Origin of the sequence: Oligoflexus sp. (assembly GCF_035712445.1) — a bacterium.
Classification (GTDB): domain Bacteria; phylum Bdellovibrionota_B; class Oligoflexia; order Oligoflexales; family Oligoflexaceae; genus Oligoflexus.
The window spans coordinates 112,058-118,057 of the sequence record NZ_DASTAT010000108.1 but is presented as its reverse complement, the minus strand read 5'-3'; the positions used below and the strand labels follow the sequence as shown (position 1 = coordinate 118,057).

General features: G+C 54.2%; 6 protein-coding genes and 1 pseudogene. 5 read left to right on the top strand and 2 right to left on the bottom strand.

The features are described 5' to 3' along the window. The 5 genes and pseudogenes from VFO10_RS31340 to VFO10_RS23825 all read left to right on the top strand — a co-directional run. A pseudogene (locus tag VFO10_RS31340) lies at nucleotides 1-558 on the top strand (pyridoxal-phosphate dependent enzyme); the annotation flags it as partial. Next, the gene (locus VFO10_RS31335; protein WP_349259384.1) at nucleotides 541-960 is read left to right on the top strand and encodes a CBS domain-containing protein; all 420 of its coding nucleotides are present in this window, start codon (nucleotides 541-543) and stop codon (nucleotides 958-960) included. The pseudogene VFO10_RS31340 and the gene VFO10_RS31335, both read left to right, overlap by 18 nt. Nucleotides 961-1,169: 209 nt before the next feature. Continuing rightward, on the top strand, nucleotides 1,170-1,796 hold the full coding sequence (locus tag VFO10_RS23835) for a DUF4360 domain-containing protein (protein ID WP_325144499.1): 627 nt from the start codon (nucleotides 1,170-1,172) through the stop codon (nucleotides 1,794-1,796). A 273-nt stretch (nucleotides 1,797-2,069) separates the two neighbouring features. After that, a complete protein-coding gene (locus VFO10_RS23830; RefSeq protein ID WP_325144498.1) occupies nucleotides 2,070-3,737 on the top strand; it encodes an AMP-binding protein in 1,668 nt (555 codons plus the stop codon). Between the two features lie 139 nt (nucleotides 3,738-3,876). Then, a complete protein-coding gene (locus VFO10_RS23825; RefSeq protein WP_325144497.1) occupies nucleotides 3,877-4,653 on the top strand; it encodes a substrate-binding periplasmic protein in 777 nt (258 codons plus the stop codon). Between the two features lie 30 nt (nucleotides 4,654-4,683). Here the strand turns inward: VFO10_RS23825 and VFO10_RS23820 are convergent, their stop codons facing one another. After that, on the bottom strand, nucleotides 4,684-4,983 hold the full coding sequence (locus tag VFO10_RS23820; RefSeq protein ID WP_325144496.1) for a DUF1330 domain-containing protein: 300 nt from the start codon (nucleotides 4,981-4,983) through the stop codon (nucleotides 4,684-4,686). 15 nt (nucleotides 4,984-4,998) lie between these two features. Continuing rightward, entirely contained in the window at nucleotides 4,999-5,976 is a 978-nt protein-coding gene (locus VFO10_RS23815; protein ID WP_325144495.1) for a cyclase family protein, read from the bottom strand. Between the last annotated feature and the right edge of the window lie 24 nt (nucleotides 5,977-6,000).

The following is a 6,000-nucleotide window of genomic DNA, read 5'->3' as shown; positions in this document are numbered from 1 at the left end:
GTAGCCAAGCGCCTTCAGAAGGAATTGCCCAACGCGCATATCCTCGATCAGTACAGCAACCCATCCAACCCCAACGTTCACTATGAGACAACGGCGGAAGAAATTCTGCGCGATCTGAACGGCAAGGTGGACATGGTCGTGATCGGAGCCGGAACCGGCGGTACGATCACCGGCGTGGCCAAGCGTTTGAAAGAAGCCAACCCGGAATGCATCATCGTCGGCGCTGATCCCGAGGGCTCCATCCTCGGCGGCGGCACCGAGGTCTCTTCTTATAAAGTCGAAGGCATCGGCTATGACTTCGTCCCCGATGTGCTCGATCGCAAGCTCGTGCATACCTGGGTGAAGACCAACGATCGGCAGTCCTTCCTGCTCGCGCGTCGCCTGATTCGCGAGGAAGGTCTGCTTTGCGGCGGTTCCGCGGGCTCGGCTCTTTATGCGGCGCTGAAAGAAGCCAAAAAGCTGAAAAAAGGCCAGAACTGTGTGGTGCTGCTGGCCGATGGCGTCCGCAACTATATGACCAAGTTCGTCGATGACAAGTGGATGGCCGACAACAGCTTCTCGGGTCCTTCGGCTCTGGAAGGCGCTGTGCAGCGTCTGGTCGAAGCGAAACCCAAGAAAAACCTGATCACCGTCAGCGTGGATGAGAGCGCCGCCAAGGCCATCGAACTCATGCGGACCCAGTGCATTTCGCAGCTGCCCGTCCTGAACAACAACTACCTCGTCGGGATTTTGACCGAAGATCATCTGCTGCACTTCCTCAGCTCCACCGACGCCGTGGACGAGAAAGTCGGCGCTATCATGGAACGCTCGGTGCCGACGGTGGAACTCAATACACCGATCAGTTCGCTGCAGGGCGCGATCATGAAGTCGGGCCTCGCAATTGTTCTCGACAAGCACAATCATCCGCTGCACATCCTCACCAAAATTGATTTGGTGGAATGGATGTCGAAAAAGGTCTGATTTTCAAGCCTTGCGCCCAGCGAACCCCCGCCATGCGGGGGTGGCGCTTGGGTTTTTCACCCCAAATCCTGTTCTGTCAGTTGCCTTCTTTCAGTGAACGATATCCACTCGCTTATCCTTCCCGCTGGCAAGAGCTCCAGACTTCATCTTGAGTCTCTTCAATAATTTGTTAATGTGAGTCTGGAAATTGCTCTTGGAAGGAGAAGAATATGCGAACACCCTTATTCCTCATAGGGGGCTGTCTCTTGAATCTGACAGCATCTCTGCAGGGTCAGGAAGTCGGCCCATCCGGTTTCAACATCAGCTCTATCACTGTCGGCGGTAGCGGTTGTCGCGAGAATAGTTTTACAACGAACGTTGCCGCTGACCGTATGAGCTTTGCGCTGACGTTTTATGAAAACATCGTGGAATCAGGTCCAGGCATTGATCTGAAGAACGGAATCAAAAACTGCCAGATCACCCTTAATCTCTCCATCCCTGTGGGCTGGCGCTTCGCTGTCGCAGGTTTTGATTACCGCGGATACATCAAACTCGATGAGGGCATCGAGGCCCTGCATAATACGAAATACTATATTCAGGGCGCTGGACCAGGAACCACTGTCACCAATACGAAAAAAGGTCCCGAGGATAATCCATTCTTTTACCAGCAGCAGGTGAAAATAGACGATAGAGTCTGGTCACCCTGTGATAAAGAGCGCGCCATGAATATTAATATGACCATGCGGGTGTGGAATGCCGATCGCGAGAGCTTTCCCAATGCCTATGGCGTGATGGGGACAGACAGCGCGGAAGGCAGTTTCCAGAAATGGAAACTGAGCTGGTCACGCTGCCCTTGAACCCATTTCAACGCACAAACGTCAGCCTTCCTCTCACTCGGCCCAAGGGTTTGAGGGGGGGAGGCTCCCCATAAAATCACCCATCGCTCTGCTGCCGCACAAATCCTTCGTTTCATAATTTTTCTCAAGATTATCTATCATCGCCTCCCTCTTTGTTTACCGCGAGAAAACCTTTTTGAAATTGTCAGGAAATGGCAGCAGTTTCCGCTTTCTCATGAAGGGCATACCTGCTATCAAAAGCAGATCTTCAATCAACAAGGGGGACGGCAGGCCATGAGTGAGCCCATACTGAAAACACCGCTCGATATGTTTTACGATCGTGAGAAGAACCACCCCAATCGCGTGTTTCTGCGTCAGCCGCTCAACGGCAAATGGCATGAATACACCTGGGGCGAAACCGGCCGCCAGGCGCGCCGCATGGCCCAGGCCTTGAAGGATCTCGGCTGTGAATCGGGCGATCGGGTCGCGATCCTTTCCAAAAACTGCGCGCATTGGATCATGGCCGACCTTGCGATTATGATGGCCGATTGCGTCAGCGTTCCTCTGTATCCCACGCAACAGGCCGATTCCATTGACTACGTCCTGCGCCACAGCGAAACCAAGGTGATCTTCGTAGGCAAACTGGATGAATGGCAGAAGATGGAATCCGGCATTCCCTCGTCGGTCAAACGCATCCGTTTCCCCTATCCCGATCCGATGACGGCCGATTACGACTGGAATCATCTGCTGGAAACCGGCAAAAGCCTGGAAGGCCAGCATCAGCCCAACCTCGATCAGCTGGCGAGCATCATCTACACTTCCGGCACCACGGGTTATCCCAAAGGCGTGATGCATAGCTTCCGGACGATAGCGTCGGCAGCGATGGGCTATAAGGAAACCTTCTCCTTCGGCCCGGAAGAACGTTATTTCTCGTATCTGCCTTTGTCCCACGTCGCCGAGCGCGTGCTGGTGGAGATGAACGGCATCTATGCGGGCGCGACCATCAGCTTCGCCGAGTCGCTCGATACCTTCGCCCAGAATCTTCGGGATGTGGCTCCGACTGCATTTTTCTCGGTGCCGCGCCTTTGGAAGAAATTCCAGCAGGGCATCCTCGAAAAAGTTCCGCAGGAAAAACTCGATCGTCTTCTGAGCATTCCTCTGGTTTCGACTCTGATCAAAAAGAAAATCCAAAAGGGCCTCGGTCTGCATAAGGCCCGTTCGATTGGTTCGGGCGCCGCGCCGATCGCCCCTTCGCTGCAGGCCTGGTATAAAAAACTCGGTATCGACATCCTGGAAGGTTATGGCCTGACGGAAAACTTCGGTTACGCCACCGCCAATCGCAGCGGTGAAAACAAGATCGGCACCGTGGGCCCGGCCCAGCCACGCACGCAGCTGACCATCGCCGAGAACGGTGAAATCTGGATCCGAAACGGAGCCGCCATGCTCGGCTACTACAAGGATCCCGAAGGCACAGCGGAGGTCCTTTTCGATGGCGCCATCCGCACCGGTGATATGGGCGAGATTGATGAAGACGGCTGCCTGAAGATTACCGGCCGCATCAAGGAGATTTTCAAGACGGATACCGGCAAATACATAGCCCCAGCGCCGATTGAAAACCATTTCCTGGCGGATAACCCCTATATCGAGCAGCTTTGCATCACGGGCAACACGCTGCCAAGTCCCGTGGCGCTTTGCGTACTGACCGAATCCGCGCGCAAGCAGCCGCAGGATCTGATCCTAAGGGAATTCACCGAGTCCCTGAAAAGGCTGAACAAAAAACTCGATAAGCATGAGCGCATCAACCGCTGCATTCTGATCCATGAGGACTGGACCGTGGATGGCGGGATGATGACACCGACTCTGAAGGTCAAAAGGCATCAGGTGGAAGCGAAGTACCGTCATGTGATCTCGAAGGCGATGACAACGGAAGAGACCATCGTCTACGAGCAGCATCTGCTTTAGTGAACTCAGAGCCCGGGCTCAGCACCGGGCTGTCCCTTACCCTCCAACGCTTACATAAATTCCCCAAAGTTCTGCGTGATTTTTACCGAGCAAGTCTCCTAGAATGAGCAAATTCCGCCTCACTCAGGAGTATCCCATCATGTCCTGGAACCTACGCCTGGGCTGCTTGCTTCTTGGACTTTCCAGCCTCGCCTTCAGTGACGGCCCTGAATCTATACGCCTTGGTTATGACGATTTCTGTCCTTACAGCTGTCTGAAAGACGCTAAAAATGGTTATTTCGTGGATACTGTTCAACAGGTCCTGGAAGCCCAGGGTTATAAGGTGGTGGCCATCAAGGGCAGCTGGGCACGCCTAAAGACCATGGCTCAGAAAGGTCAGTTGGAGCTCGTCGTTCCTTTGACGCGCTACGAGACGGAAGAGCTGAAGCTTGAGCGCAATAGCCTGCCTCTCGGGACAATCGAGGGACGCCTGTTCACCCATAAAAGCAGCAGCTGGCGGTTCAAAGGCGAGGAGTCGCTGAAGGGGCAGAGCATGGCCGTTATTCGCGACTATGGCTATCCCCCGGTGATCAGTGCCCTGATCAATGATCCGGCCCAGAGAAAGTATATCCTGACCCTGGCCAGCGATCTGGGCACCGATCAGCAGGTGCAGATGCTCGCCAGTCAGCGTGTGACTATTGTGCCGTCCGATCGCAATGCCTTTCTTTATCACGCGCGGCGCCACGGACTGGAAAACAGCGTGCAGATTGCGGGTGAGCTACCGATGGAGCATCTTTACACCGATCTGCATGTGGGCATCGCGACCCAGCAGCCGGAGCTTCGGAAGAAATTGCGGCAGGTCCTGGATAAAGGCATCGAGGATTTGAAAAAGAGCGGGCAGCTCAACCGCATCAAAGCGCGATACGGAGTGAATTAAGCCCCAGTCCTGAAACCGGGGCCTTCACGGTCACGAGTTATGTTCCCAAAGAATCGCGGTATCTTTCACAGCGGGAACATAGAATTCCTTCCTGACTTTCTGATATTCAGGATCCGCAAAGAATCCCTTTCGCGCATCCAAATCAGGAAAGCTGATGATGAAGACCCGATTGATCGGGTGGGAGACTTCACTCTTCAAAGTCTTTTCCACCCTGAAATCGTAGCGAAAACTGCCCCCGTATCGTTCCATGATGGGCGTCATGCCACGGCGATAGGCGCTATAGGCCTCGTCATCCACCACATTAAGGCCAACGAGCATTTCAAAAGCCATATCCAACTCCTTCAGTTAGCGACGGATGGGAAGCGCGATGGGCCGCAAGGGAGCAGCATCCGCGCCTCTCAGTTTCAACGATCCGGCAATAAAAGCAAACTCATAAATCCTGTCCCGCGCCAGCTCTTCAAGAAAAACCAGTTCGATGATGGGTGCTCCCTTCTGAGCCAAAAGATAGGTATGAAGCGGCACGTAATTCCCCGGGACTTCGGAGGGGAAGGTTTCGAAGCTTAAATTATCCGCGCCAACGATCATCGCACCACCTTCTTCGATCAGATGCCGGGCGGCATCGAGGCTCATCCCCGGCGGATTATTCATGTAGGCCTTCTCATCCTGGTAAATCTTCATGCGGCCGGTCCGAATCAGAACCACATCGCCTTTCTGCAGCGCGATCTTCTGCTTTTTCAGAGCATCCAGGATGTCCTGCCTTGTGATGCGATACTGATCCGGCAGCATGTCGCCGCCTCGGAGCCCGGCTATATCCAAAAGAACGCCGCGGGCAATGATCGGCGGTATCGTCTCGGCGCCGGTTTTCTTCCAGCCCCGGTCGCCCAAGAATTCATCAGCTCGAAAGCCGTTCCAAATTTTGCCGTTCAATCCAAAGTGATTCAGAGCATCGATGTGGGTTCCCATATGGGAATACATGGAAAACGCCGATCCTGTATACCCGACATGATGATTCTGCGAGTCCCCCACCTGCATGGGATCGTCAATCACAGTGCCTCGTGGGGTATGAGTGAGCCAGAACTGGTAGCGTGGGTCACCGATCGCATGCCAGCTGGGCATTCCAATGAAATACTCGACCGAGAGGTCATAGCTTTTACCCCCCAGAATGCGCCCCAGGATGGCCGCCCTGGAAGCATCGGTCATTAGATTGAAGCGTCCCAATTCATCATCCTTGCCCCAGGGACTGATCCCGACGTCGGGTTCCTTGGCGTGGGCGATTTGAACGAAGAGAAAAGCTGAGGTCAGGATTGCAAGTCTTGGATTCATGGTCAGTGTCCTTCCGTTAGGGTG